1 rRNA gene is annotated in these 283 nt (G+C 42.4%); it reads right to left on the bottom strand.

What is annotated here, in order from left to right:
• Positions 1-218 precede the first annotated feature (218 nt).
• Positions 219-283, bottom strand: a 16S ribosomal RNA gene (locus tag CPJCM30710_RS17585); the annotation flags it as partial.

Here is a 283-nt window from a genome sequence, read left to right as displayed (position 1 = left end):
CAAAATTAAACAGAGGAATTAACGCAATCCGTTTGACAACTCATTATATAAAATCGTGATAGACTTCGCATTACTTTGTCAGCTTCCTCGCTACAGTGCTCACTTACCAAAGTAAGCTCCGCGCTTCGCTCGTTACTTTCGCGTACTGCTCGTTTCTAGCGATTTTAAGTTTGTAGTTAATCTTAACATGCGTTAAGTATCAACTAAATCTTCCTTAGAAAGGAGGTGATCCAGCCGCAGGTTCTCCTACGGCTACCTTGTTACGACTTCACCCCAATCGCTG

Source organism: Clostridium polyendosporum, assembly GCF_018332455.1.
In the GTDB taxonomy this organism is placed as follows: domain Bacteria; phylum Bacillota; class Clostridia; order Clostridiales; family Clostridiaceae; genus Clostridium_AY; species Clostridium_AY polyendosporum.
This window is presented reverse-complemented; position numbering and strand designations above follow the sequence as displayed.